Source organism: Neorhizobium lilium, assembly GCF_004053875.1.
Taxonomy (GTDB): domain Bacteria; phylum Pseudomonadota; class Alphaproteobacteria; order Rhizobiales; family Rhizobiaceae; genus Neorhizobium; species Neorhizobium lilii.
Genome location: NZ_SBIP01000007.1, coordinates 1 through 25,046 on the forward strand (window position 1 = coordinate 1; position 25,046 = coordinate 25,046).

The following is a 25,046-nucleotide window of genomic DNA, read 5'->3' on the forward strand; positions in this document are numbered from 1 at the left end:
CCGACACATCGTCAAACTATGACAGACACGTCTTCAATCCAGGACCCAACCGTTAAAACCGGCCCATCAGCAAAATGCCAATCTCTCTTGGATTTCTTCAGAACGAAGAACTTCGTCGCTAGCAGCGACGCCGCCCTCGTCAGTGAGCGGCGTTATAAATCCATCACACCAAACAAGTCAACACAGGTCCTGAAAAAATTCCAAGAAAATCAACAAGCGTTTGATTCATAACGGTATTCAGAAACGTCGAGCCTAAAACACTCCCAGAAGACGCGAAAGAACACTCAACAAGGCGGTGAAAAACCTCCGGGGTCTTATAGGAGCGAAATGGGTATCTGCGCGCGCCGTTCAAACCGGATCAGGGGTTGCTACGCGCGCGAACATTATACGGGCGATAAGATCTGGACCAAGGCCCGTGAATGAGCACGGCGACCTCCCATCCTTGTATCGGTCCGGCAAACCATGCGATAGCGAAGCCATCATCATCTTATCCGAAAGCTCCTGCCCGTGCGTAGCCTCAGCGAAGCCTATATCCCGGAACTGCCCAATTACTACCGCGGCAAGGTGCGCGAGAACTACGATCTGCCCGATGGACGCCGCATCATCATCGCCACCGACAGGCTTAGCGCCTTCGACAGAATCCTGGCCTCCATTCCTGATAAGGGCCAGGTGCTGACGCAGACGGCGCGCTACTGGTTCGAGGCCACGTCGGATATCTGCCCCAACCATGTCATCTCTTATCCGGATCCGAATGTCGTCATTGGCAAACGGCTCGATATCCTGCCGGTCGAAATCGTCGTTCGCGGCTATCTGGCCGGCACCACCGGCACATCGCTGCTGACACTCTACCGCAAGGGCATGCGTGACATGTACGGGCTGCACCTCCCCGACGGGCTGAAGGACAACGAAATCCTGCCCGCTCCCGTGATCACGCCCACGAGCAAGGCTTTCGACGGAGGCCACGACGAGCCGCTATCGCCAAGCCAGATCGTCGAAGGAGGTCTCCTCACTCATGAACAGTGGGACACCGTATCGCGCTACGCCCTTGCCCTCTTCGCCCGCGGCCAGGAACTTGCTTCGAAACGGGGGCTGATCCTCGTCGATACCAAATACGAGTTCGGCACGGACGAAACCGGCCGGATCATCCTGGCTGACGAAATTCACACTCCCGACAGCAGTCGTTACTGGATTGCCGACAGCTATGCGGAGGCATTTCGCACGGGCAGCCGCCCGAAAAGCTTCGACAAGGACTTCATCCGGGCCTGGGTGGTGGAACGCTGCGATCCTTACAAGGACGAGATCCCGCAAATCCCCGACGCCCTTATTGAGGAAACGGCGGACGTCTACCGAACCGCCTATCAGACGATTACGGGACAGAGTTTCACGCCCGATACAGGCACTTCTTCGGTGCTTGACCGCATTCGCAAGAACCTCCAGTCCTTCTTTACAGCTAAGTGACAAATCTGGGCCGGGGCACCGGCCGTCGTGAGGATGGCGTGCGAAGACCAAGGCGCAAGGCCGAAGAAACGCGGGATGACATTCTGGCCGCCGCGGAGATCCTGCTGCGCAAGAAGGGCCTGACTGCCTTCTCCATCGCCAATCTTGCCGCCGAGTTAAAGATGTCGCCTGCGAACGTCTTCAAACACTTTCACTCCAAGACAGCGCTCGCCGACGCGATTTGCGAACGCCATGTCGTCCAGATGATCGGCCGCTTCCAGGCTTTCGACGAACCGATTGCGGCGCCGGAACGGCTGGTCATTGCGGTTCGAAGGCTGATGGAAACCCATCTGGCCGATATTAAAGAGAACCCTTATCTCTTCGAGATGCTGGTCGTCGTCTCCGAGGCAGATCTGCCCAGTGGCCGGCACTATAAACAGCTCATCGAGAACCTTTTCGCAAACCTTGTCCGCCACGGAATCGAGACTGGCGTCTACAAATGCACCGAGGACAGCGCGATCACCCGCAATGTCGGATCCGCCTTCGCCAGCGTCCTGCACCCCGTCTTCCTAATGCGGGCCGATGAGGCGGAGTTACGCGAACGGTGTGACGGCCTTGCCGCGCTTGTGAATGCTGCGTTGCAAAACCCCCTTGCGAAGTGACGATTTTTCACTTACGTCACTTGAGAAATCGCCGCATCGGAAACTCTTGTCTTCCATCACTGTTCCGACCGCCGGATAAACGCTACCATTCCCGCTGCCGCCAAACGCCTTGTCGTTGATCGGCATCGCGCAAACCCTCGCTCTCGGATAACGCCATGACCGGACGCAAACTTATTCTCCCCCTCCTTGTCGCCGCGTTTCTGGCAGGCTGCAGCGATTCCGACCAGAAGGCGGCAGGGGGAACTCCCGGCGGGCAGCAGAAGCCGCCAAGCCCCGTCAGCGTTCTGGTCATAAAGAAAGCCGAAGAGCCGGTCACGACTGTTTTGTCGGGTCGCGCGGAAGCCTTCCAGACGGCCTCCGTACGCCCACGCGTCGGCGGTATCATCAAGGATATTCCGGTCAAGGAAGGCAGCTTCGTCAAGGCGGGCGACCTCCTGTACAAGATCGATGACGAGACCTATCTCGCTTCGCTGGCGGAAGCCCAGGCGGAACTGGAAAAGGCACAGGTGAGCGTGCCGGCAGCCGAGGCCAACCTGCAGCGTTACCAGCGGCTAGCCAATAGCGGCGCCTCCCAGAAGGAATTCGAGGACGCGCAGACCACCCTGCTCCAGGCAAAGGCATCGGTGTCGCAGGCCAAGGCCACGCTTCTGACCGCCCAGATCAATGTGCGCTTGACGGAAGTGCGCGCGCCCTTCGACGGCGTGACCTCCGCCACCGCCTTTTCCGTTGGCAACGTCGTGACGGCCAGTCAGACCGATGCGCTGATGACGCTGCGGCAGATCAATCCCATCTACATCCAGCTCAACGAATCGAGCGTCAACCTGCTGCGTCTTCAGAAGGCAATCGCTTCTGGAACTCTGTCGCAGAAGGAGAAGACGGAAGGAACCGACATTCGCCTGACGCTGGAGGACGGCTCCGAATACCCTCATAGCGGCAAGCTGGATATGTCCGAAATGGCGGTCAGCACCACAACCGGCACCGTTTCCATCCGCACCCTGTTCGACAATCCCGACAATCTCATCCTGCCCGGCATGTACGTCCGGGCAACGATCACGGTTGGCAAGGAAGCGGGCTTCCCCATTCCCCAGCGCGCCGCGGGGCGCAACGCCAACGGCGAGCTGACGGCGAAATTCGTGACTGCCGACAACAAGGTGGAAACACGGACCTTCCGCTCGAGCCGACTGTCCGGGAACAACTGGCTGGTCAGCGACAATGTCGCAGATGGCGACAGGCTGATCCTCGATGGGTTCCAGGGTATCACCGACAATGCGGTCGTGAACCCGATTCCGGCAGAGGTGGACGAAAAGGGGTTCATTATCGAGAAGCCCGCAGACCCCAACGCCAAAGCCCCGGCGCCGAAATCATGATGTCCCATGACCAACTCGGCAACATCGTGATCAGGATCTAAACCATGGCCAAGTTCTTCATCCGGCGACCGATCTTTGCATGGGTCATCGCTATCGTCATCATGCTGGGCGGCCTGTTGGCGATCAACACGCTATCCATCTCCCAATATCCCGAAGTGGCGCCGCCTACGGTGCGCATCAGCGCAAGCTATACCGGCGCCAGCGCCGATACGGTCCGAAAGACCGTCACGCAGATCATCGAGGACGGCATGACCGGCCTTGACGGTCTCACCTACATGACTTCGTCCTCCACGACCGGCCAGGTCACGGTAACATTGACCTTCGACAATAGCGTCAATGCGGATATCGCCCAGGTCCAGGTGCAGAACAAGCTCCAGCTGGTCAGCTCGCAGCTGCCCTCGATCGTCCAGGATCTCGGCGTCGAAGTCACCAAATCAACGTCGAGCATCCTGCTCGTGGGCGCCTTGGTCTCGACGGACGGCAAGCGCTCTTCCGCCGATCTCGGAGATATTTTCTCGACCCAGATCGAGGATCAGGTGAAGCGCCTGGAGGGCGTCGGCAGCATCAATTCCTTCGGTTCGGCCTATGCCATGCGCGTCTGGCTGGATCCTTTCAAGCTGAAGAAGTTCCAGCTGACGCCTGCGGACGTCACCTCGGCCATCCAGGCCCAGAACACCCAGGTGTCGGTCGGCTCGGTCGGCGGACTGCCCGCCGTGGAAGGCCAGCAGCTCAACGTCACCATGACGGCCCAGAGCCAGCTCACCACCGTGTCGGATTTCGAACGCATCATCCTCAAGGTCAATACCAGCGGCGCCAATGTCCGCCTCAGCGATGTAGCGCGTGTCGAAATCGGGCTTGAAGCCTATACGACCACTTCCCGCTCCAACCGCCAACCGGCCTCGGGCTTTGCCGTCAACCTGGCCACCGGCGCCAATGCGCTGGATACCGCCGCGGTCGTGAAAGGCAAGCTCGCCCAGATCGCGCCGAGCCTGCCACAGAACGTCAAGGTCATCTATCCTTACGACACGACGCCTTTCGTATCGCTGTCCATCGAAAAGGTGATCCACACGCTGATCGAGGCTATCGTCCTCGTCTTCGTCGTGCTCCTCGTCTTCCTGCAGAACCTGCGCGCGACCTTCATTCCGATGATCGCCGTACCCGTGGTTCTTCTTGGCACGTTCGGCATACTGTCGCTGACCGGCTACTCCATCAATACGCTCACCATGTTCGCCATGGTTCTGGCGATCGGCCTCCTCGTCGATGACGCCATCGTCGTCGTGGAAAACGTCGAACGCATCATGGCCGAGGAAGGTCTGGGCCCCTTGGAGGCGACCGAGAAGTCGATGGGCGAGATTACCGGGGCCATTGTCGGCATCGCCCTGGTGCTGACCGCCGTCTTTATTCCCATGGCCTTCTTCGGCGGCTCGACCGGCATCATCTACCGGCAGTTCTCCGTCACCATCGTATCGGCCATGCTCCTTTCCGCATTGGTCGCACTCGTTCTGACACCGGCGCTCTGCGCGACGATCCTGAAGCCGATCGATCACCACAAGAAGGGCAAGGGTGTCGGCGCCTGGTTCAACCGCGGCTTCGACAAGACCACCAATGGCTATGTCGGAACCATCGGGTATCTGCTGAAACGTCCCTTCCGAATCATGCTCCTGTTTGCAGTCGTGGTCGGCGGATGCGCATGGTTCTTCGCCCGGCTCCCCTCCTCCTTCCTTCCCCAGGAAGACCAGGGAGCCCTGATGACCATCATTCAGCTTCCCAACGGCGCGACGGCGGCCCAGACCGCAGAAGTGCTCAAGAAGGTAGAGAGCTACTATCTTGACAAGGAGAAGGACGGCGTAGATTCGGTCTTTGCCGTCAACGGCTTCAGCTTCAACGGACAGGGCCAGAACAACGCTCTCGTCTTCGCCAGCCTAAAGCCCTTCGACGAGCGCAGCGACGAGAAGGAGGCTGCGGCTTCCATCGTCAAGCGCGCCATGGGCTACTTCTTCACCATTCGCGAAGCCCAGGTCTTCCCGATCCTGCCGCCTGCCATCCAGGGCATGGGCAACTCCAGCGGCTTCTCCATGTACCTCGTGGATACCGGCAATCGGGGCGCCGACGCACTCGCTACGGTCGCCAAGCAGCTGATCCAGGCTGCCAACGGCAGCGGCAAGATCACCGCCATGCGCGCCAATGACCGCGACGAGGAAAGCCAGGTCAAGCTCATCCTCGACCAGGAGAAGCTGAGCGCCATGGGGGTTGGAATTTCCGACGCGAACTCCATGCTGACGACCATCTTCGCCGGCAGCCGCGTCAACGACTTCACGCTCAACAACAAGATCAAGAGGGTCTATGTTCAGGCCGATGCGCCCTATCGCATGCAGTCTGAAGACCTGAAGTTCTGGAATGCGCGAAACTCCAGCAATGAAATGGTGCCTTTCTCGTCGTTTACGGAAGCGAAGTGGGAAAACGGACTGCCTTCGCTTTCCGCATTCAACGCCGTCAGCGCCTATTCCCTGGAAGGTGCCTCGGCGCCAGGCGTCAGCTCCGGTGATGCGATGAACGAGGTCGAACGGCTGGTCTCGCAGATGGATGGCGGCTACACCGTTGCCTGGCAGGGCATCTCCTACCAGGAAAGGTTGTCCGGTTCGCAGGCGCCTCTGCTTTACGCGCTGTCGCTGCTGATCGTGTTCCTGTGCCTCTCGGCTCTTTACGAAAGCTGGTCCATCCCGTTCTCCGTGATCATGGCGGTTCCGGTGGGCGTGCTGGGTGCCGTCGCCGCGGCGACCTTGCTGGGTCAGTCGAACGACGTCTACTTCAAGGTCGGCTTGCTCACCACAATCGGTCTTGCAGCCAAAAACGCCATCCTGATCGTCGAGTTTGCAAAGGAAAGGCAGGAGCATGGCCTGGGCATTGTGGAGGCGACGCTCGAAGCAGCCCGGCTGCGTCTGCGCCCCATCATCATGACCTCGCTTGCCTTCATTTTGGGCGTCGTACCACTGGCGGTTGCGACCGGTGCCGGGTCCGCCGCGCAGAATGCAATCGGCGTTGGCGTGCTGGGTGGTATGCTTTCTGCAACACTACTCGGAATTTTCTTCGTTCCATCCTTCTTTGTTGTAATTCGGCGGTTATCAAATCGTGAAAAAAAAGAGAAGACAGTGTGATCTGTTAACGGATTGCTAGCCCGAGCCGCCGGCGGGTGAGTCGGCGGCCGCAGTTAGATGCTTCGCATACGCGAAGTCATCAGTAAGCCTTTGGGACCAAGTCATGACATCCATTCGCGTAGCCGCTCCTCTCGTCCTGCTTCTCTTATCCGGCTGCGTCGTCGGCCCCGACCACACGCCTCCGCAAATCGCCTTACCGGCGAAATTCGGCGAGGGGTCGAAGATGAGCAATGGCGACATTGCCAAAAATGCCTGGTGGACTGCCTTCAGCGATCGTCGCTTGAACGGCTATGTCGATCAGGGCCTCGCTCAGAACCTCGACATTCTCCAGGCGCTTGAGCGCATTAATCAAGCGCAGGCCAATGTGGTCAGTGCCGGCGCGGGTTCGCTTCCCTCGCTCGACCTCTCCTCGCAGGCGCAACGCAGCGGCAGCAAGGACATCGGCGGCAATGGCGGCGCATTGGCAGCGAGCGCACCGCAAACCAGCGTCAACGGCGGCTTGAGCGCCTCCTGGTTCCTCGATCTCTTCGGCCTCTATCGCCGGTCAAAGGAAGCAGCGCTCGCCAATCTCGACGTCGCCTATTCCAGCGTCGACACGGCACGCCTGACGCTTCTGTCCAACGTCGTCGCTGCCTATATCGATGTTCGCTACTACCAGGAGCGCATCGCGATCGCGCAGGAGAACCTGCGGTCCCGCCGCGAGACCCTGAACCTTACCAAGCTTCAGCTGGAAGCCGGTGCCGCTTCGCGCCTCGACGTGGTTCAGGCAGAAGGTCTGGTGAATTCCACGCTGAGCGATATTCCAGGCTTCGAAACCTCTTTCCGCAGCGCAGCCCATCGCGTCGCAACCCTGCTCGGCCTCCCGGCATCGACTCTTGTGGCCGAATTGCAGAAACAGACCCATCAGCCGGTGGCGCGCTTCAACCCGAAAGCCGGCATCCCGGCCGACCTCATCCGCAACCGTCCGGATATTCGCGCCGCCGAACGGACGCTTGCCGCCGCGGTTGCCAATGTCGGCGTCGCCGAGGCGCAGCTCTATCCGTCGATCACGCTCGGCGGCTCGATCACGCCGTCTTACCTCAAGTCCGGTTCCAGAGAGGCAGGCCTTCTGTCCTGGTCGTTCGGACCCTCGCTCAGCCTGCCGATCTTTGATGGCGGCGCGCTCAGGGCAAATCTGTCCTCGACCGAATCCCAGGCGCGCGAATCCTATCTGAGCTGGAAGCAGACGGTGCTGAGAGCCGTTGAGGAAGTCGAGAACGGACTGGCCGCCGTTTCCCGCGACGGCCGTACCGTCTCGGCACTGCAGGCAACCGTCAAATCCTACCAGGAAGCTCTGCAGCTTGCGACCGCCAGCTACCGCGACGGCGCCTCTTCGCTGCTCGACGTCCTCGACGCACAGCGTCAGGTATCGACGGCTCAGGCCAGCCTTGCCGCAGCGGTTCAGCAGATGGCCCAGGATTACGTCTCGCTCAACGTCGCTGTCGGTGGCGGCTATGCAGTCGGCACAACGGTGGCTTCATCCAAGGTCGCTTTGGTGACGAAAAACTAAGCCCATCTGCCAAGGGCCGGTTCGCCGGCCCGCTTTACATATTCCCACACGAAAAACCTCCGAAGTCAGACTTCGGAGGTTTTTTATCATGAACATCAGGAGCGTGGACGATCAGACCGTGGTCAAACCGCCGCCAGCCAATCAGTTCTTGGCACGTTCCACGTAGGAATTGTCTTCGGTCGCGATGACGACGCGGGTGCCGGCATCGATATGCGGCGGAACGTTGGTGCGGATACCGTTGGAAAGCATGGCCGGCTTGTAGGACGAAGACGCCGTCTGGCCCTTGGTCACCGGTTCCGTCTCGACGATCTCCAGCGTGACGTGACGCGGCAGCTGGATGGCAAGAGCCACGCCTTCGTGCATGGACAGGATGCAAGTCATGCCTTCCTGGAGATAGGCCTTCTGGTCACCCATCGTGTCGACGTCCACGACAACCTGGTCATAGCTTTCCGGGTTCATGAAATGGAACCCTTCGCCATCCTCGTAGAGGAACTGGAAGTTCACGTCTTCCACGAAGGCCCGCTCGACCTGCTCGGTCGTGCGCCAGCGCTCGGACACCTTCACGCCATCGACGATGCGGCGCATATTGACCTGCGTGACGGGCGTGCCCTTACCCGGATGAAAGTTTTCCGCAGTGAGGATGACGTAGAGCTTGCCGTCGACATCGATGACGTTGCCCTTGCGGACGGAAGAGGCGATGACCTTGACCATGGGATTCCTTATCGTGCCAACCGGCTTGTAACGGCCGAAGATGCGTCGTAGAGGACCAATCGACAGCCGGCTCCTCGGAGCGGCAAGCAACGGATCGTCTGTTTTCCGGGCGGAATTACCGCAAAACCGTGCAAAGTGGAAGCCTTGCCGGCAGGGACCGGCAAAGAAAGCCGCAAATGACGCTGCCAGACCCGATCTCGGCCCGCTCCGCCTGGTGGGAGCCCGCCAATCATGCCGACCGGCGCCCCTTCCTGATGGGCCGCAATGCCGTGCAGACGGCGTTGCGCGGCTTCTTCGGCGCCTCCGATTTCGTCGAGGTGGACACGGCGACGCTTCAGGTCTCGCCCGGCAATGAAACCCATCTGCATGCCTTCGCGACGGAGGCGGTGGCCATGGATGGCGGCCGGGCGCCGCTATACCTCCACACCTCGCCGGAATTTGCAGCCAAGAAACTGCTTGCCGCCGGCGAGAGCCGTATCTTCACCTTTGCGCATGTCTACCGCAACAGAGAGCGCGGGCCGATCCACCATCCGGAATTCACCATGCTTGAATGGTATCGCGTCGGCGAGCCCTATGACCGGCTGATGGCCGACTGTGCCGATATCCTGCGGCTGGCGGCCGAAACCACAGGCATCCGCCATTTCGCCTATCGCGGCATGCAGGCCGATCCATTCGCCGAGCCGGAGCGCCTGACGCTGGCCGACGCTTTCGACCGTTATGCAGGCATCGACCTCCTCTCCTCCGTCGCCGCCTCCGGCGAGACCGACCGCGACGGGCTGGCAGCAGCCCTGGTCGCTGCCGGCATGCGGGTGTCGGAGGACGACACCTGGCCCGACCTGTTCAGCAAGGTGCTGGTGGACAGGATCGAGCCCCATCTCGGTCAGGGCCGCGCGACGATCCTCTGCGAATACCCCATTTCCGAAGCAGCCCTTGCCCGCCCCTCGCCACGGGATCCGCGCGTTGCCGAACGCTTCGAGCTCTATGCCTGCGGCGTCGAACTGGCCAATGCCTTTGGCGAACTGACCGATGCCGGCGAACAGCGCCGCCGCTTCGAGCACGACATGGCGGAAAAGGCGCGCATCTACGGCGAGACCTATCCGCTGGACGAGGATTTTCTGGACGCATTGACTATCATGCCTGAAGCCAGCGGTGCGGCGCTCGGCTTCGATCGCCTCGCCATGCTGGCAACCGGCGCCAGCCGCATCGAGCAGGTCATGTGGGCGCCGGTCGCGGAGGCCTTTTCGTGACGGCCGCTCGCACCCTGAAGACACCGCAGGACCTGGCCGATGCCGGACTGCTGGACCGCGACCGTCTGGCGGAGATCCAGACGGTCGCCGATCGCTATGCCATCGCGGTCACGCCGGCCATTGCCGGCCTGATCAACCGGAACGACCCCGCCGATCCGATCGCCCGGCAATTTCTTCCTGATCCGGCCGAATTGCTGACCCTCCCGGAAGAACGGGCAGACCCGATCGGCGATGCCGCCCACAGCCCGGTCAAGGGAATCGTTCACCGCTACCCCGACCGCGTGCTGCTGAAGGCGGTGCATGTCTGCCCCGTCTATTGCCGCTTCTGCTTCCGCCGCGAAATGGTGGGGCCGCAGGGGGAGGGCACGCTCGGTCCAGACGAGATGGCGGCTGCCATGGACTATATCCGGGCCGATACCGACATCTGGGAAGTCATCCTGACGGGCGGCGACCCGCTGGTGCTGTCCCCGCGGCGGCTGGCGGCAATCATGGAAGCACTCGGGGCGATACCTCATGTCAAGATCGTCCGCTTCCACACCCGTGTTCCCGTGGTCGATCCGGACCATATCGATGGTGCGCTCATCGCCGCATTGAAGGCGAGCGGCAAGACGACCTATGTCGCACTCCACGCCAACCATCCCCGCGAGCTGACCGACGCCGCCCGGGCGGCCTGCGCCCGCCTGATCGACGCGGGCATTGCCATGGTCAGCCAGACGGTGCTGCTTCGCGGCGTCAACGACGATCCGGCGATCCTTGGCGCGTTGATGAAAGGGTTCGTCGAAACCCGGATCAAGCCCTATTACCTGCACCATCCCGACCTCGCCCCAGGCACTAGCCATTTCCGCATGGAGATCGCCGAGGGCCAGAAGATCGTCTCGGCCCTGCGTGGCACGATCTCCGGGCTCTGCCAACCCACCTATGTACTGGATATTCCGGGCGGCCACGGCAAGGCGGTGATCGGCGAGAATGCCATCCGCTACGGGGACGGCTGCTACTCGGTTGCCGACTTCCGCGGCGGCGAGCACCGATATCCTCCGCAGGCGTGAATAGAGCTGCTACCCGTCCTGCTGCCATGGCTTTCACCTCTTCCACCTGGCCGCACGTTACGGTTTAGATGGAAGCGGGATGATTGTAGGCATGCTCATGACGGGCGGGGATGACGATGAGGTCAAGTCATTGAAGGGAGGAGAAGTCCCGGCTCATTTCTCCTCCCTCGGCTTGCACAAATCCCGTTGTGGCGGTCAGCCCTTTTCGGCCGGCATGTAGAGATTGCCCCCGTCGCGGTACTTTGCGGCCATGGCCTTGAAACCCTCCTTTTGCGCCTCGGCGCGGATATCGTGCGAAATCCGCATAGAGCAGAATTTCGGCCCGCACATGGAGCAGAAATGCGCCACCTTATGGGCCTCCTTCGGCAGGGTCTCGTCGTGGAAGCTCCGTGCCGTCTCCGGGTCGAGCGAGAGGTTGAACTGGTCTTCCCAGCGGAACTCGAAGCGGGCGCGGCTGAGCGCATCGTCTCGAAGCTGAGCGGCCGGATGCCCCTTGGCCAGATCCGCCGCATGGGCGGCGATCTTGTACGTGATGACGCCGGTTTTTACGTCATCGCGATCCGGCAGGCCGAGATGTTCCTTGGGCGTGACGTAACAAAGCATAGCTGTACCGAACCAGCCGATCATCGCCGCCCCGATACCGGACGTGATATGATCGTAGCCGGGGGCGATATCTGTCGTCAGCGGTCCGAGCGTATAGAAGGGCGCTTCGCCGCACACGGCCAACTGCTTGTCTATGTTCTCCTTGATCTTGTGCATGGGGACATGGCCGGGACCCTCGATCATCACCTGGCAGTCCTTCGCCCAGGCGATCTTCGTGAGTTCGCCCAGCGTCTCGAGTTCCGCGAACTGCGCCGCATCATTGGCATCGGCGATCGAACCCGGGCGCAGGCCATCGCCAAGCGAGAAGGACACGTCGTAGGCGCGCGCGATGTCGCAGATCTCGTCGAAATGCTCGTAGAGGAAGCTCTCCCTGTGGTGATGCAGGCACCACTTCGCCATGATCGAACCGCCGCGCGAGACGATGCCCGTGACGCGGTTGACGGTAAGCGGGATGTAATGCAGGCGCAGGCCCGCATGGATGGTGAAATAATCCACCCCCTGTTCCGCCTGCTCGATCAGCGTGTCGCGGTAGACCTCCCAGCTGAGATCCTCGGCAATGCCGCCCACCTTTTCCAGTGCCTGATAGAGCGGCACCGTGCCGATCGGCACTGGTGAATTGCGGATGATCCATTCGCGGATATTGTGAATATTCCGGCCGGTAGAGAGGTCCATCACGGTATCGGCGCCCCAGCGAATGGCCCAGACCATCTTCTCCACTTCCTCCTCCATCGAGGATGTGACGGCGGAATTGCCGATATTGGCATTGATCTTGACCAGGAAGTTACGGCCGATCACCATCGGCTCCAGTTCCGGGTGGTTGATATTGGCGGGAATAATGGCGCGTCCCTCGGCCACTTCGCGCCGTACAAATTCCGGCGTGACGAAATCCGGGATATGGGCGCCGAAGCTTTCGCCGTCGCGCTGCAGCGCCTTGGCTGGTGCCTGTCGCCCGAGGTTTTCGCGGATGGCGATGAACTCCATCTCCGGCGTGATGATGCCGGCGCGGGCATAGGCAAGCTGGGTGACGGCCTGACCTTCCCTGGCCCTGAGCGGGCTGTTGCACAGCGGAAACTCCGGCGTCAGGCGATCGCCGGAAACGAAGCCATTGTCCTCCGGTTGGACGATCCGGCCCTGATAGCTTTCCACGTCGCCGCGCGCCTCTGCCCATGTTGTGCGCACGCGCGGCAGGCCTGATTCGATCCGGATTGGCACACGCGGATCCGTGTAGGAACCGGATGAATCGTAAACCGTAACGGGCGGTTCGCCTGCTGTCGGATGAAGCGCGATCTCACGCATCGGCACCCGGATTTGCGGATGGATCGTCCCGGCCTTGAACACTTTTTGTGAGGCGGGCAGCGGGCCTGTCGTCACGGCAGGAACGGGTGTGGGGGTTGCTATGGTCATGGGTGAGGCTCCAGTTTTGATGTGGAGACCCAGTTCCCGTGCTGGAAAGATGAAAAAACGCCTGGCGCCAACGGACTATGGGCGTCCTTTGGCCACGCAGCGCTCGCACCGTCCCTACGCCAGTATGAACTGGATCAGGTTCAACGGGTCACTGCGCCGCAAACGGCAAAGCCGTAATGCCCAGCAGAATCTCAGCCCCTTGCGGGACCCCCCTGGTGAATGCCTGCATCAGAACCCTACGAGTGGGATCTGTCAAGCTGGAACATTGGCCCGGATTTACTTGGATTTTATTGAATCCCGCATCCCGATATTCACCACGTTGCTTACCGGAATTTTATGCTTTCCATCATAGAAGTTTGGCAGCGATGAGAGCGAAACGAACGATCCGGAGACGTCGAGATGAACGAGACCATTCGCGAACTCTTGGGCAAGGTAGGCGGACTGCCGGTGCCTGTGGCCGAACTGGCCGATGACGCGGACCTTTATGCGGTAGGACTGTCGTCCTTTGCCTCCGTTCAGCTGATGCTGGGCCTGGAAGAAGCCTTCGACATAGAATTTCCAGACAGCCTGCTGAACCGCAAATCCTTTGCCAGTATTGCCGCGATCGAGCAGACGCTGACCCATATCCTGAAAAGCAAAGAGGCCGCTTGATGAGCCTCGCCGCACTTGCAACCGACATGAGCCTGGGCGCGCGCGCCCATCGCGTCGCTGCGGTCGCGGCGCAATTTGCCGACGCGGTGGACCGCGAGGCACGTTTTCCCCAGGAAGCCGTCAGCGCCATGAAGACCGAGCGCCTGCTTGGTCTTCAGATACCGAGCCGCCTCGGGGGCGAAGGGGCCACCACCCGTGAACTGGCGGAGGTCTGCTCTATCCTCGGCCAGGCTTGCGCTGCGGCCGCCATGGTCTTTGCCATGCACCAGATCAAGGTATCGAGCCTGGTGGAGCACGGCGCGGAAAGCGCCTGGCACGTGGACTTCATGCGCGAGCTTGGCGCACGCCAGCTGCTTGTCGCCTCGGCGACCACGGAAGGCGGCATAGGCGGCAACCTGCGCAACTCGATCTGCGCCATCGACGTGGATGGCGAGACCTGCCGGCTAACCAAGGACTCGACCGTGATTTCCTATGGCGCCCATGCGGATGCCATCATGATCACCTCCCGCGCCCATGAAAAGGCGGCTCCGAGCGACCAGGTGATGACGGTGTTCCGCCAGGGCCAGTACAGCCTGGAAAAAACCGCGACCTGGGATACGCTCGGTATGCGCGGCACCTGCTCCGACGGCTTCCTCTTCAAGGGCGAAGCGCCTTCTGTGCAGATCTTCCCCAAGCCTTTTGCCGAAATCGCGGCACAGTCCATGCTAGCAAATTCCCATCTGCTGTGGAGCGGCGTCTGGTTCGGCATTGCCGCCGATGCTGTGTCCCGCGCCCAGGCTTTCGTACGGGCAGCCGCCCGCAAGAGCGGCGGCACCACGCCGCCCGGCACGCTGAGGCTAGCGGAAGCCACAAGCCTTCTGCAGCTCCTGAAATCCAATATCCTGTGCGGTCTCAAGACCTATGAAGACGCCAAGGCCGATCCGGACCAACTGTCTTCCATGGCCTTCTCGATTGCCATGAACAACATCAAGCTCGCCTCCTCGGAGACAATCCTCACCATCATCAATCAGGCGATGATCGTCTGCGGCATCATGGGCTACAAGAACGGCACGCCCTACAGCCTCGGCCGGCACCTACGAGATGCTCATTCGGCGCAGCTGATGATCTCCAACGACCGTATCCTGAGCAATACATCGACCATGCTGCTCGTGCAGAAACCCGATACCAGCCTGGTCGGCTGACGCCATCCTTCAGGCCAACCATAGACAATGAGGTGAAGCCATGGACATGCAAGTTTCCTTTCTCGACCGACTGTTCGATGCAGGTCTGCTGATCGACACCGGCGTCGATGGCCTTTACGGCCGCAGCGGACAGTTCGAAGAGGTGATCGCCGCCTTCGAGCGGCTGATCGATCGTGTCGGCGGCCCCGACGATGCGGAGGCCATGCGCTTTCCGCCGGGCATGAACCGCGCCTTCTTCGAAAAGAGCGGCTATATGAAGAGCTTTCCGCAGCTCGCCGGCACCGTGCACTCCTTCTGCGGCAGCGAGCTCGACCATATGAGCCTGCTGAAGTGCATGGAAGTGGGCGAGCAAGACTGGACCGAGGGTCAGAAAGCGACGGATATCGTGCTGACGCCTGCCGCCTGCTACCCGCTCTACCCGACGGTGGCACGCCGCGGCAAGCTGCCGAGCAGCGGCGCCCTCTTCGACCTGCAGAGCTACTGTTTCCGCCACGAGCCGTCCAAGGACCCGGCCCGCCAGCAGCTTTTTCGCATGCGCGAATATGTTTGCATGGGCACCGAGAGCCACGTCACCGATTTCCGCCAGCTGTGGATGGACCGCGGCGTCGAGATGATGACGTCGGTCGGCCTCGAGGTGACGATCGACATCGCCAACGACCCCTTCTTCGGGCGCGCCGGCAAGATGCTAGTCAACAACCAGCGCGACCAGAACCTGAAATTCGAGCTGCTGATCCCCATCACCTCGACTGCCAATCCGACCGCCTGCATGAGCTTCAATTACCATCAGGATTCGTTCGGCCAGAAATGGGGCCTGAACCTGGAAGACGGCAGCGTCGCCCACACAGCCTGTGTCGGTTTCGGCCTGGAACGAATTGCGCTGGCGCTGTTCCACACGCATGGGCTGGACGTGAAGACTTGGCCGGAAAGCGTCCGGGCGACCCTCTGGGGCTGACGCAATGACGACCCGCAAGCCCACTGTATTCCCGGCACTCGATCCGGCGCGCTACGCACCCCATGCGCTGCATTCGATGGAGCGTATGTGGCCCGAGACCAACTGCTACCTCGATCTCTGGATCGAGGTGCTGTCGGCCCAGGGCCTTGCGCCAGAGGCCATGCTCGGCTTCACGCTGACGCAGGATTTCGAAGGCGACCAGTTCACCTTCTTCAAGGTGCCGCTGGAGGATCTGGAAGCTCTCTACGGCATTCGGGTAACGGAACTCGCCATCTTCGACCGGCCGGAGCGGCATGTGATCGAGCAGATAAGCCGCGGCCGCCTGGCTCTGCTGGAGCTGGACAGCTTCTACCTGCCCGATACGCGCGGACTGACCTATGGCAAGGAACACGGCAAGACGACGGTGGCGATCAACCGCCTCGACCTTGACGCGCGCGAACTCGACTACTTCCACAATGGCGGCTTCTTCACCCTCTCGGGCGAGGATCTGGAGGGCCTGTTCCAGCTGGACGCCAGCCTGGAGTCGCTTCCCTTCCTGCCCTATGCGGAATTCGCAAAATTTCCAGTGGAATATCCGGCAGCTAAAATGATCCGCGAGACCGCCTGGAAGCTGCTGCGGCACCATTTTGCGCGTCGGCCGACGGACAATCCCCTCCGGGCCTTCTCATCGGTTTTCCCCGATCAGGTGCGGGCGCTGGCCGAACGGGATTTCGGCTTCTTCCATAAATATGCCTTCAACACGCTGCGCCAGCTCGGCGCCAATTTCGAACTGCTGGGAAGCCATTTGGCCTGGCTCAACAATGCGGCTTTTGCCGAGCCGGAACGGCAGGCGCTGCGGATCTCGGAGGTCGCGAAATCGACGCAGTTCCAGCTTGCCCGCGCCGTCAGCCGCAAGAAGTTCGAGCCGCTGATGGCGGCCCTCGATCCGGCGGCCGAAGCCTGGGACCTGCTGATGGCCGATCTTTCGCAAACGCTCGACCTTTCACGCGAGGCCGCGTGAGCGCCAAGCACTACCTTGGCGCAGAGACCCTCCGGCTCGACGGAGGCTGGTCCCTGCTCGTGTGCGAACCGGATGCCTACGCACTCCCAAGCGCGCTACCGGCCGAGGCAGGCTCGATTCCGGCGCTCGTGCCCGGTACGGCAGCATCTGCACTGCAGGCGGCAGGCCTGTTCGACCGCGATGCTCCCGTGCCGCTGATCGACAAGGATATCTGGTACGAACGATCGCTATCGGACGAAACGCCTGGTCCAGCTATCCTTCGGCTGGAGGGGCTGGCGACGATTGCGGAAATCTTCCTGGACGATGCGCTGATCCTCTCGTCGGACAGCATGTTCGAGGCTCATGACATACCGGTTGCATTGACGGGCAGCGGGACCCTGTCGATCTGCTTTCGGGCCCTGAAGCCGCATCTGGAGCGAAGCGGACCGCGTGCGCGTTGGCGGCCGCGGCTGATGAACAACCAGGGCATTCGCCTGATCCGCATGACGGCGCTTGGCTTCATGCCGGGATGGGCGCCGGAAATCCAAGCCGGCGGTCCCTGGCGACCCATCACCCTGATCCGACCGCGCAAGCACACGCTCTGCGATCTTTCCCTGTCCGCCCATCTCGAGGGCGGCACGGGTCGGCTTGCCGTGCGGTTTGCCTATGAAGGCTCCGCAAGCAGCCTGCGACTTGCCTGCGGCGGGATCGAGGCAGGTTTCAGCGCAAGCGACGGCATCCATTCGGCCGAGCTTCGGCTGCCGGATGTAAAACCCTGGTGGCCACATACCCATGGCGCGCCGGACCTCTACGAGGTGACGCTACGCGTGGACGGGGAGGATTTTCCTCTCGCCCGCACCGGCTTCCGCAGCCTCTCGGTAGATCGGGGAGCCGACGGCAACGATTTTGCCGTCATCGTCAACGGCGAAAAAATCTTCTGTCGCGGCGCCGTCTGGACAAGCGCCGACATTGCGGGGCTGCCCGGCGACCGTGCCGACTACAAGCCTTGGCTAGAACTCGCGAAAGACGCGGGCATGAACATGATCCGTGTGCCAGGGATCGGCGTCTACGAAAGCCCCGACTTCTTCGCACTCTGCGACGAGCTGGGCATCATGGTCTGGCAGGACTTCATGTTCGCCAATTTCGATTACCCGGTCGCCGACCCCGGCTTCGTGATTCACGTGAAATCGGAAGTCGCTCAGTTCTTGCAGAAGACGCAGGTCTCGCCATCGCTGGCGATCCTGTGTGGCGGCAGCGAAATCTATCAGCAGGGCGCCATGCTTGGCCTGCCGGAAGGCATCTGGAAAGGACCACTCTGCGAGGAACTGCTGCGCGGCCTGGCGCAGGAGCATCGGCCGGACCTCCCTTATGTCGCCAATTCCCCATCCGGCGGACACCTGCCCTTCTACCCCAATGCGGGCGTGGCCCATTACTACGGCGTTGGCGGCTATATGCGTTCCCTGGACGATGCGCGCCGCGCCAACATCCGCTTCGCCGCCGAATGCCTTGCCTTTTCCAACCTCTCCGATGCGGACACGCTTGCCGGAGGCAAGGCCAGCATTCCTCGCGACCCAGGCGCAGACTGGGATTTCGAGGATGTGCGCGACCACTATCTCCGCGAGCTTTATGGGGTGGACCCCTCGCATCTCCGCAATACTGATTTCAAGCGCTATCTGGCGCTATCCCGCGCCGTCACCGGCGAGGTCATGGAAGCGACCTTTGCCGAATGGCGACGGCCCGGTTCGACCTGCAACGGTGCGCTGACATTCACTTTTCAGGATGTCATGCCTGGACCGGGCTGGGGCGTGGTGGACGTTGACGGGCGGCCCAAGCCTGCCTGGTACGCCCTGAAGCGTGCCTTCCGCCCGCTACAGGTCGTGCTTGCCGATGAAGGCACCAATGGGCTCGACATCCACCTGCTGAACGAGACATCGGAGGCGGTGCCGGTGCGCCTTGAACTCGTCTGCCTCCGTCAGGGCCGCATGCCGGTGGTGAGCGGACAACGCGACCTGGTGCTCGCGCCCCGGAGCAGCGAAAGCATCGCCAGCGTGGAACTGTTCGGCGCCTTCTTCGACACCAATTACGCCTATCGCTTCGGTCCGCCTTCCCATGACGTGACGGTTGCCCGATTGATGAGCGCCGATGGCGGGAGCATCCTGGCGGAAGCTTTCCATTTCCCGCTGGGGCGCACCCAGGCCACCCATGACCCGAACATCAGAGTGATGCGGCGCGAAAGCGAAGACGGCACCTGGCTGGAGCTTTCAACGGACGTGTTCGCGCAATCCGTCAGCATCGACTGCCCCGGCTATCGCCCATCGGACAATAGCTTCCACCTCGCGCCCGGCATCACGAAGATGATCTGCCTCGCACCCTTGACCGGCACGCCGCCCAGGCCCGCAGGTTCCATTCGTGCGATTGGCAGCAAGCAACCAGCGGCTTTCTGAGCCGGTCAGCGGCCGCAGGTCGCATGTTCGCCGAAGATCTGCGAAAGCGTCTGCATCTGGGGACGGTCCCCACCCTTGACGGGCTGGATATTAAGCGGTTCGTCCGGCTTCCACCAGTCTCCGGCCGCCCAATAGGACCAGCCGAGCCAGACATCGGGCGCCTGCTCTACGGCTGACACCATTTGCGCCAAGGCAGGCTGGCAGGCGGCTGCCATGGGCACCGCGAATTCTCCAAGGAATGCCCGACGTCCGTTGCTGCGAAGCCAGTCGGAAAAATCGCCGATCGCCTTCACCGCATCAGCAGCCCGCGAGCATTCGTCATTCTTGCCGGAAAAATCCGTATCCAGATACTGGTGAACTTCATAGGCAAAATTACCCGCAGGGTCGGCCACATCGAGCATCACCGACGCATTGGGCGTTCCGTAATCTCCCTTGAACCAGCTATGCGCTCCGGTCCAAGCCGTCCCCGGCACGAGGACGAGGTTCCGAGCACCCGTCTGCCGAATAGCCGCAATCGCACTGTTGGCCGCCGACAGCCAGTCTTCTGCGCCAATCTCGTAAGGTTCGTTCATGAGGCCGAAAATGACGTCGTTGCGGCCCGCGAAAAGGCTGGCCAGCCTGCGCCAGAAATCGGTGAAAGCGCTCTGCGGCACCTCATCCGATCCGATCAGGTTGTCATTGTAGCGGGCATAATTATGGGGATCGAGAATGACCACCATGCCTTTCGTGCGCATCCCATCCACCGACTGGACGAGCCGCTTCGCTTCCGCCGCATTGAAATCCTTGTAGAGCCTGGGTTGCAATCTCTCCCAGAGAAAGGGCAGGCGCGCGGATTTAAATCCTTTGTCGATGAAGTAGGCCACCGTCTGGGCGCTGGGGTAGGTGTAGCCCTTCCCATAGGCCTGGCCCGGCTTGCCGAATTCCGCCCCGGCAAGATTGATGCCGCGCAGGCATGCCTGATCGGCCATGACGGGTTGCGCCATCAAGGTTGCCGCGCCAAGCGCCGTCAACATTTGTCTCCTGATGACGGAACCCCATCCATGATGTTTCTTCACCTCTTCCTCCACAATCACCGCTCCAAGCTGTAACAGATGCCGACAAAAAACTCCTACCCCTGCATGATCGCTGTTGCGGCGGTGATAAACGCATGAAAGACGCAAAGGGAACGGAATTTTGTCAAGTCATCCCTAAGCTTGCCATCAAACTCTGAGCAGAAAACGGAGTTGCGGAGCAGGCTCTGTACACATAATTTTGATGAGATGAGTGGAATGCCGATTTGTTGCGTTATTCAGATGCTGAATACGCTGCAATAGCTCCACCATGTATACAAGACGCAGTTCATGCCGAAAGGGCGAGAGATGAAGAACTATGTGCTGACGGTGACATGCAGGTCGACCCGTGGGATCGTGGCCGCCATTTCTGGCTTCCTTGCGGAAAAGGGCTGCAACATCATCGACAGTTCGCAGTTCGATGACCTCGACACCGGCAAATTCTTCATGCGCGTCAGCTTCATCTCCGAGGAGACCGCCGATCGCGCCCTGTTGACCGAAGGCTTCGCGGCGATCGCCGAAAAGTTTTCCATGGAGTGGGACATCTTCGACGGGCAGGACCGGATGAAGGTGCTGCTGATGGTCTCGCGCTTCGGCCACTGCCTGAACGATCTGCTCTACCGCTGGCGAATCGGCGCGTTGCCGATTGACATCGTCGGCGTCGTTTCCAACCATTTCGAGTACCAGAAACTGGTGGTCAACGACGACATTCCCTTCCACCACATCAAGGTGACGAAGGACAACAAGCCCCAGGCCGAGGCACAACTGCTGGAAGTGGTCGAATCGAGCGGTGCCGAACTGATCGTGCTCGCTCGCTACATGCAGGTGCTGTCGGACCAGCTCTGCTCGAAAATGTCGGGCAAGATCATCAATATCCACCATTCCTTCCTGCCGAGCTTCAAGGGCGCCAACCCCTACAAGCAGGCCTATCAGCGCGGCGTGAAGCTGATCGGCGCGACGGCGCACTATGTGACGGGCGATCTGGACGAAGGCCCGATCATCGAGCAGGATACGGTTCGCATCACCCATGCTCAATCGCCGGACGACTACGTTTCACTTGGCCGCGACGTGGAGAGCCAGGTATTGGCCCGCGCCATTCATGCCCACATCCATCATCGCACCTTCATCAACGGCAACCGCACCGTGGTTTTCCCGCCAAGCCCAGGCAGCTATGCCTCTGAACGCATGGGCTGAGGATAAAGAAAAGGTCGATAACCTGAAGCCGGGGAACACCCCGGCTTTTCTGTTTGCTTCATCAGACGGCAATCCTCCCCTCGAACGCAGGGGCAATCCTGGCTGCGCTGAAGTCACGAAAACTTCACATCCGGCGTCTTGTTCGGGGCCGATCGCCACCCAATATCTGGCTCGGCTGCAAGACAGGCATAGGCGAATGAAATTTCACATTTCTGCCGCCTTCCTGTCATCAGTCAGAAAAAAATTCCATATAGATGGATATTCGTTGATCCATTTGCTGGAATCACATAGAGACCATCATCGTTCCGCCGAGCCCATTTGGCCGGTGCCGCGCAACGCCAACAGGGAGAGTGACATGTCTGATGAATTTATCGTCTCCGCCCGATACGCGAGCGCGATTGCAATGATCGGCACGGATCGCTGCTCCCTTCCGTGCTGTCGAATGTAACCCTTCAGTTCACGTTCCTGAAATTCATTCGCCAGAGCTGCACAGCAGCCATAGCGGGAGTCTGCCATGCAGAAGCAAGTTATCGAATTCGGCGGCGAGCCCGTCGGTATCGTCGTTCCAGATCAAGACCGGTTGAAATTCATTGCCGTGAAGTTCCACGTGATCGATCTCGACGAGCAGCGTTTCGACACGCCCGACGAGGTGCGTCTTGCCATTCGCGATCTCGTGCGGGCGCGCAACACCGCGCCCAGCACACACGTATAGTCACGATCCGAAACCTTAAGAAGAGCCGTCCGGCTTCATTCGGGCGGCTTTTTCATGCTTGAAGCTGGTCAGAAAGCGGTGAAAGTGATGGTCGTGAGCGAGCGCTCTATGCCCGGAATGCAGGCGATCTTCTCGTTGACGAAGCGGCCGATTTCCTCACCCTCGCTGATATAGACCTTGAGAAGCAGGTCCCACTCACCACTGGTGGAATAAATCTCGGAGACGAGCTCGGTCTTATAGATCGCGTCCGCAACCTCATAGGTCTGGCCGGGTTTGCACCGCAATTGCAGGAAAATGGGCTTCATGGATCTCTTCCGCCAATAGACCGCACTGGCGATCGGGAGGGTGACGAGCGACTATTGGCCCAAGCGTCAGGCTTGCGCAAGCCGCTCCGATTCGAACTCGCCAGCCATCCACCCGCGAAAGGCTGCGAGCGGCGAATATGTCACCCGATCCGGTGGATAGACCAAGTGATATTGCCCCGTCTGCATGACCTCGGCTTGAACCGCCGGCACGAGGAGGCCCTGCTGCAGTTCCCGACCGATCAGAAAACGCGGGAGCAGCGCCGCGCCAAGGCCCGCCGCGGCCCCCTCGACCATGGTCCCGAATTGATCGAACAGCATGCCGTGCAGCGCTTCCACGGGCACATCCTGCCTGGCGAACCATAGTTCCCAGGCATCCGGCCGTGTGTTGAGATGCAGGAGCGGCGCCCGGCGCAGATCGGTTGCAGCCGCAAGTCCATGCCTCTCCTTGAAGGCTGGACTACAGGCCGGCACGACCTCCTCGTCCATGAGGAAATCCATCGAAGCACCCGGCCATCGGGCCGCGCCGAAATGAATGGCGGCATCCAGCGTGTCGAAGCGAAAATCGAACGGCTCCAGCCGGGTGACGAGGTTGAGGACCACATCCGGATGCGCATGGAGGAAGCGACCAATGCGCGGCGTCAGCCAGCGCGTGCCGAAAAACGGTAGGACGCCCAGGTTGAGCGTACCGCCAGCCGGATTGGCTCGTAGGTTCAGCGAGGCATTGGAGATGCGTCGCAATGCTTCGCGAACTTCACGGGCATAAGTGTCGCCAGCCGGCGTAAGGCGGATGGTCTGCCGCTCGCGCAGGAAGAGCCCCACGCCAAGCTGCCGCTCCAGCGCCGAGATCTGACGGCTGACGGCGCTTTGGGTGAGGCCAAGTTCGTTGGCAGCCGCGGTGACGCTGCCCGTTCGGGCCGCCGCTTCGAAGGCCGCAAGCAGGGAAAAGGAAGGCAGGAAGCGCCGCGGAGGCAGCATGTCATTCCTCCAGTGAATGACCTGTTGAGAACAAGTCGATATTCACGGGGAACGGCGACTTGTAAAGAGTTGAGACGCAATGTTCCGGACAATCGCATATGCTGAACGACGCTCGCTCCCACGGCCTCTGGGAAAAGACTGCCCCGCCTGCGCCTTTGACCCGGCGCCTGGAGGACAGCGTCTCTGCCGATGTGGTGATCGTGGGCGGCGGCTATACCGGCCTTTCGGCAGCACTTCATCTCGCGGAAGCCGGTGTGGACGTGCGCCTTCTCGAGGCGGCCGAAATCGGCTTCGGCGGCGCTGGCCGCAATGTCGGCCTGATCAATGCCGGCATGTGGGTCATGCCGGACGATTTTCCGAAACATCTTGGCGATCTCTACGGCGAGCGAGCGCTGGACCTGCTCGGCAACGGCCCCTACCTCGTGCGCGAGCTCATCGAGAAGCACGGTATCGCCTGCGAGTTCGAAAAGAGCGGAACGCTGCATCTGGCCGTGGGGCCGCAGGGTGTGAAGGAACTGGAAGAACGGGCTCGCCAATGGCAGAAGCGCGGCGCCCCCGTCACCATATTGGATGCAGCGGAAACGGAACGCCGTGTTGGCTCGTCGGCCTATTCCGGCGCTCTTCTCGACATGCGCGCCGGCACGCTTCAACCGCTCGCCTATGCCCGCGGGCTTGCCGCGGCTGCCATCGAAGCTGGCGCGAAGCTTCATACCGGCAGCGCCGTCACCGAAACGAGCGAGGCCGAAGGCAGGAAAATCGTCCGTACGGCGACGGGCGAAGTGAAGGCTGATTGGATCATCGTCGCGACCGACGCCTACAGCACCGGGCCATGGGAAGCTGTCCGGCGGGAACAGGTGCACCTGCCCTATTTCAACCTTGCCACCGCACCGCTCAGCGATAATTTGCGCCGCTCCATCCTGGCCTCCCGGGAAGGATGTTGGGATACGAAGGACGTGCTTTCCTCCTTCCGCATGGACCAAGCCGGCCGTCTCGTCTTCGGTTCGGTCGGCGCCTTGCGCGGCACCGGGCTCTCCGTTCACAAGAATTGGGCAAGGCGCTCGCTGAAGCGGCTCTTTCCGCAGCTGGCGGAGGTGGAATTCGAGGCCGAATGGTATGGCAAGATCGGCATGACCGACAATGCCCTGCCGCGCTTCCATACATTCGGCCGCAACGTGATCGGCTTTTCCGGCTATAACGGCAGAGGTATTTCGCCGGGCACCAGCTTCGGCAAGGTTCTCGCCCGCCATATCCTGGGAGAGATCACCGAGGCCGATCTGCCGCTGCCGCTGACGCAGATCGAGGAGCCCGGCTTCCGGCCGATCAAGGAAGCCTATTACGAGGCCGGCGCGCAGCTTGCCCACTTGGCCGGTGAGCGCTTCTGACACCATTCGACGGATTGCGAAAACGCAGCCGACTTGTAGAT

21 protein-coding genes and 1 riboswitch are annotated in these 25,046 nt (G+C 61.0%); of the genes, 16 read left to right on the forward strand and 5 right to left on the reverse strand.

The annotated features are described in order from the left end of the window. From EPK99_RS25545 to EPK99_RS23730, 6 genes are all read left to right on the forward strand, one after another. Nucleotides 1-231, forward strand: a 231-nt coding sequence (locus tag EPK99_RS25545) for a hypothetical protein (RefSeq protein WP_205909136.1), incomplete at its 5' end; no start/stop codon positions are given. Between the two features lie 276 nt (nt 232-507). Next, nucleotides 508-1,458 (forward strand): phosphoribosylaminoimidazolesuccinocarboxamide synthase, encoded by a 951-nt coding sequence (locus tag EPK99_RS23710; RefSeq protein ID WP_128445569.1) that lies wholly within the window; start codon nt 508-510, stop codon nt 1,456-1,458. A gap of 38 nt (nt 1,459-1,496) precedes the next feature. Then, nucleotides 1,497-2,099, forward strand: coding sequence for a TetR/AcrR family transcriptional regulator (locus tag EPK99_RS23715; protein WP_164901876.1), 603 nt, complete (start codon nt 1,497-1,499; stop codon nt 2,097-2,099). 155 nt (nt 2,100-2,254) lie between these two features. Next, complete coding sequence (locus EPK99_RS23720) at nt 2,255-3,466, forward strand: efflux RND transporter periplasmic adaptor subunit (RefSeq protein ID WP_128445571.1); 1,212 nt, start codon at nt 2,255-2,257, stop codon at nt 3,464-3,466. 44 nt (nt 3,467-3,510) lie between these two features. Continuing rightward, the gene (locus EPK99_RS23725) at nt 3,511-6,621 is read left to right on the forward strand and encodes an efflux RND transporter permease subunit (RefSeq protein ID WP_128445572.1); all 3,111 of its coding nucleotides are present in this window, start codon (nt 3,511-3,513) and stop codon (nt 6,619-6,621) included. 103 nt (nt 6,622-6,724) lie between these two features. Next, entirely contained in the window at nt 6,725-8,170 is a 1,446-nt protein-coding gene (locus EPK99_RS23730; protein ID WP_128445573.1) for an efflux transporter outer membrane subunit, read from the forward strand. A gap of 141 nt (nt 8,171-8,311) precedes the next feature. On the opposite strand, the gene efp is transcribed toward EPK99_RS23730, so the two are convergent. Then, a complete protein-coding gene (gene efp / locus EPK99_RS23735; RefSeq protein WP_128445574.1) occupies nt 8,312-8,881 on the reverse strand; it encodes an elongation factor P in 570 nt (189 codons plus the stop codon). 176 nt (nt 8,882-9,057) lie between these two features. On the opposite strand from efp, the gene epmA reads away from it, so the two are divergent. Together epmA and EPK99_RS23745 are read left to right on the forward strand one after the other, a co-directional pair. Next, on the forward strand, nt 9,058-10,128 hold the full coding sequence (gene epmA, locus EPK99_RS23740) for an EF-P lysine aminoacylase EpmA (protein ID WP_128445575.1): 1,071 nt from the start codon (nt 9,058-9,060) through the stop codon (nt 10,126-10,128). Then, nucleotides 10,125-11,174 carry a lysine-2,3-aminomutase-like protein gene (locus tag EPK99_RS23745; protein ID WP_128445576.1) on the forward strand — a complete coding sequence of 350 codons (1,050 nt, stop codon included), beginning with the start codon at nt 10,125-10,127 and terminating at the stop codon, nt 11,172-11,174. The genes epmA and EPK99_RS23745 overlap by 4 nt, the downstream gene beginning before the upstream one ends. A 195-nt stretch (nt 11,175-11,369) precedes the next feature. On the opposite strand, the gene thiC is transcribed toward EPK99_RS23745, so the two are convergent. Beyond that, a complete protein-coding gene (thiC, locus tag EPK99_RS23750; protein WP_128445577.1) occupies nt 11,370-13,181 on the reverse strand; it encodes a phosphomethylpyrimidine synthase ThiC in 1,812 nt (603 codons plus the stop codon). Between the two features lie 93 nt (nt 13,182-13,274). Further along, nucleotides 13,275-13,405, reverse strand: a riboswitch (TPP riboswitch). A 175-nt stretch (nt 13,406-13,580) separates the two neighbouring features. Between thiC and EPK99_RS23755 the strand changes: the two genes are divergently transcribed. The 5 genes from EPK99_RS23755 to EPK99_RS23775 are packed head-to-tail and all read left to right on the forward strand — an operon-like array spanning nt 13,581 to nt 19,388. After that, nucleotides 13,581-13,832, forward strand: a complete 252-nt coding sequence (locus tag EPK99_RS23755) for an acyl carrier protein (RefSeq protein WP_128445578.1) — start codon at nt 13,581-13,583, stop codon at nt 13,830-13,832. Then, a complete protein-coding gene (locus EPK99_RS23760) occupies nt 13,832-15,013 on the forward strand; it encodes an acyl-CoA dehydrogenase family protein (protein WP_128445579.1) in 1,182 nt (393 codons plus the stop codon). The genes EPK99_RS23755 and EPK99_RS23760 overlap by 1 nt, the downstream gene beginning before the upstream one ends. A gap of 40 nt (nt 15,014-15,053) precedes the next feature. Next, complete coding sequence (locus EPK99_RS23765; RefSeq protein ID WP_128445580.1) at nt 15,054-15,965, forward strand: amino acid--[acyl-carrier-protein] ligase; 912 nt, start codon at nt 15,054-15,056, stop codon at nt 15,963-15,965. 4 nt (nt 15,966-15,969) lie between these two features. Continuing rightward, nucleotides 15,970-16,965, forward strand: a complete 996-nt coding sequence (locus tag EPK99_RS23770) for a DUF1839 family protein (protein WP_128445581.1) — start codon at nt 15,970-15,972, stop codon at nt 16,963-16,965. Further along, nucleotides 16,962-19,388, forward strand: coding sequence for a glycoside hydrolase family 2 protein (locus EPK99_RS23775; protein WP_128445582.1), 2,427 nt, complete (start codon nt 16,962-16,964; stop codon nt 19,386-19,388). The genes EPK99_RS23770 and EPK99_RS23775 overlap by 4 nt, the downstream gene beginning before the upstream one ends. 5 nt (nt 19,389-19,393) lie before the next feature. Here the strand turns inward: EPK99_RS23775 and EPK99_RS23780 are convergent, their stop codons facing one another. Then, nucleotides 19,394-20,401 (reverse strand): glycoside hydrolase family 5 protein, encoded by a 1,008-nt coding sequence (locus EPK99_RS23780; RefSeq protein WP_128445583.1) that lies wholly within the window; start codon nt 20,399-20,401, stop codon nt 19,394-19,396. 345 nt (nt 20,402-20,746) lie between these two features. On the opposite strand from EPK99_RS23780, the gene purU reads away from it, so the two are divergent. Next, entirely contained in the window at nt 20,747-21,631 is an 885-nt protein-coding gene (purU, locus tag EPK99_RS23785; RefSeq protein WP_128445716.1) for a formyltetrahydrofolate deformylase, read from the forward strand. 514 nt (nt 21,632-22,145) lie between these two features. Further along, nucleotides 22,146-22,343 (forward strand): hypothetical protein, encoded by a 198-nt coding sequence (locus EPK99_RS23790; protein WP_128445584.1) that lies wholly within the window; start codon nt 22,146-22,148, stop codon nt 22,341-22,343. Nucleotides 22,344-22,411: 68 nt separating this feature from the next. Here the strand turns inward: EPK99_RS23790 and EPK99_RS23795 are convergent, their stop codons facing one another. Together EPK99_RS23795 and EPK99_RS23800 are read right to left on the reverse strand one after the other, a co-directional pair. Continuing rightward, the gene (locus EPK99_RS23795; protein WP_128445585.1) at nt 22,412-22,648 is read right to left on the reverse strand and encodes an Lrp/AsnC ligand binding domain-containing protein; all 237 of its coding nucleotides are present in this window, start codon (nt 22,646-22,648) and stop codon (nt 22,412-22,414) included. A gap of 66 nt (nt 22,649-22,714) precedes the next feature. Next, the gene (locus tag EPK99_RS23800) at nt 22,715-23,623 is read right to left on the reverse strand and encodes a LysR family transcriptional regulator (protein WP_128445586.1); all 909 of its coding nucleotides are present in this window, start codon (nt 23,621-23,623) and stop codon (nt 22,715-22,717) included. Between the two features lie 98 nt (nt 23,624-23,721). Here EPK99_RS23800 and EPK99_RS23805 point away from each other — a divergent pair, with 98 nt between their 5' ends. Continuing rightward, nucleotides 23,722-25,005: an NAD(P)/FAD-dependent oxidoreductase gene (locus tag EPK99_RS23805; protein ID WP_128445587.1), complete on the forward strand. Its 1,284-nt coding sequence runs from the start codon at nt 23,722-23,724 to the stop codon at nt 25,003-25,005. The last annotated feature ends 41 nt before the right edge of the window (nt 25,006-25,046 follow it).